Source organism: Angustibacter aerolatus, from assembly GCF_054776675.1.
Window position 1 is genome coordinate 1 of sequence record NZ_BAAHBM010000177.1, and the last position, 2,000, is coordinate 2,000.

Annotated in this window: 1 protein-coding gene; it reads left to right on the forward strand. The window is 80.2% G+C overall.

What is annotated here, in order from left to right:
* Window positions 1-2,000: helicase-associated domain-containing protein (locus ACYVI6_RS18585; protein ID WP_460447776.1), on the forward strand; the 2,000-nt coding region annotated here is incomplete at both ends.

Sequence of the window (2,000 nt, forward strand, 5' to 3'; positions counted from 1 at the left end):
CGACCCTCGGCCGCGCCGCGCAGCCTCGCGGACGACCTGCGCGCGCGCGACGACGTGCAGCTCGTCGCGCTGCTGCGCCAGCGGCCCGACCTGGCGACCCCGGTGCCGTCCGACGTGACGTCGCTCGCCGCGCGGGCGGCCACGCGGGCGAGCGTGGGGCGGGCGCTCGACGGGCTCGACGCGTTCGCGCTGCAGGTGGTCGACGCCCTCGCGGTGCTGCCCGAGCCGGCGACCCGCACGCAGGTCGCCAGGCTGCTGGGGGTGAAGCCGGCGGCGTCGGGGGCGGTGGTCGACGAGCTGCGCGAGCTGGCGCTGGTGTGGGGCAGCCCGAGCCAGCTGCGGCTGGTGCGCACGGTGCGCGACGCGCTCGGCCCCTACCCCGCGGGGCTCGGGCCGCCGTTGGCCGACCTGCTGGTGCGGCGCGACCCGAGCCGGCTCGCGGTGCTGGCCCGCGACCTCGACCTGACGCCGACCGCCGACGCGGCCGACCTGGCCGGGCAGCTGGCGGCGCCCGAGACGCTCGACCGGCTGCTGGCCGGCGCGCCCGAGGGTGCGCGCACGGTGCTCGACCGGCTGGCGTGGGGGCCGCCGGTCGGCAGCACCCCGCGGGCCGACCCCGACGTCGACGGCGGCTCGGCGCGCACCCCGGTCGAGTGGCTGCTCGCCCACGGGCTGCTCGCGGTGGCCGACCCCGGTCACGTCGTGCTGCCCCGCGAGGTCGGCCTGCACCTGCGCGGCGGCCACGTGCACGAGCGGCCGCTGCCCGAGCCGCCCGAGCTCGACCTGCGCGACCGCGGCGAGCGGGCGGTCGACGCGGCGTCCGGGGCGTCGGCCGCCGAGCTGGTGCGGCTGATCGGCGAGCTGGGCGAGGCGTGGGGCGTGCAGCCGCCGCCGGTGCTGCGCTCGGGCGGTCTGGGGGTGCGCGAGCTGCGCCGCACCGCGCAGACCCTCGACGTGGACGACGCGACGGCGGCCGTGCTGGTCGAGGTGGCGTACGCGGCCGGCCTGGTGGCGGACGACGGGCAGGTGGGGCCGAGCTGGGCCCCCACCCCCGCCTACGACGAGTGGTCCGACCTGCCGCCGCACGAGCGCTGGGCCGTGCTGGTCGGCGGCTGGGCGCGGTCGTCGCGCGCCCCCGGCCTGGTGGGCAGCAAGGACGAGCGCGGCACGGTGCGGTCGGCGCTCTCGCCGGACGTCGAGCGCCCGGCGGCCCGCGACCTGCGGCTGTCGGTGCTGGCCGAGCTGGGCACGGTCTCGGTCGGCCTGGCGCCCGAGCCGGCGTCGCTGCTCGCACGGCGGCGCCGGCGGCGACCGCGGCGAGCCGGGGCGTCGTTCGAGCCGATGGCGCGGTGGGCGCTGCACGAGGCCGAGCTGCTCGGCGCCACCGGCCGCGTCGCGCTCGGCGCCCCGGGCCGCGCGCTCGTCGAGGGCCGCGACCCGGCCGAGGCGATGGCGACGCTGCTGCCCGAGCCGGTCGACCACGTGCTGCTGCAAGCCGATCTCACCGCCGTGGCGCCCGGTCCGCTCGAGACGCAGCTCGCCCGGCTCATGGCCCTGAGCGCCGACGTCGAGTCGCGCGGCGGCGCCACGGTCTACCGGTTCTCGGCCGGCTCGGTGCGCCGGGCGATGGACGCCGGGTGGTCGGCGGCGCGACTCACCGGCGAGCTGAGCCGGTCGAGCCGCACCCCGCTGCCGCAGCCGCTCGAGTACCTCGTGCAGGACGTCGCCCGCCGGCACGGGCAGGTGCGGGTGTCGCCCGCGACCTCGGTGGTGCGCAGCGACGACGAGGCGGCGCTGCGCGAGCTGCTGGCCGACCGCCGGGCCGCCTCGCTGCGGCTGCGGCTGCTCGCCCCGACCGTGCTCGCCGCGCAGGCCGACCCGGCCACGGTGCTCAAGGTGCTGCGCGACCTGGGCCTGGCCCCGGCGGCCGAGTCGCCCGACGGCGACCTCGTCGTGCGCCGTCCGGACGCCCGGCGCACCCCGCCGCGCCGTCCGCCGCA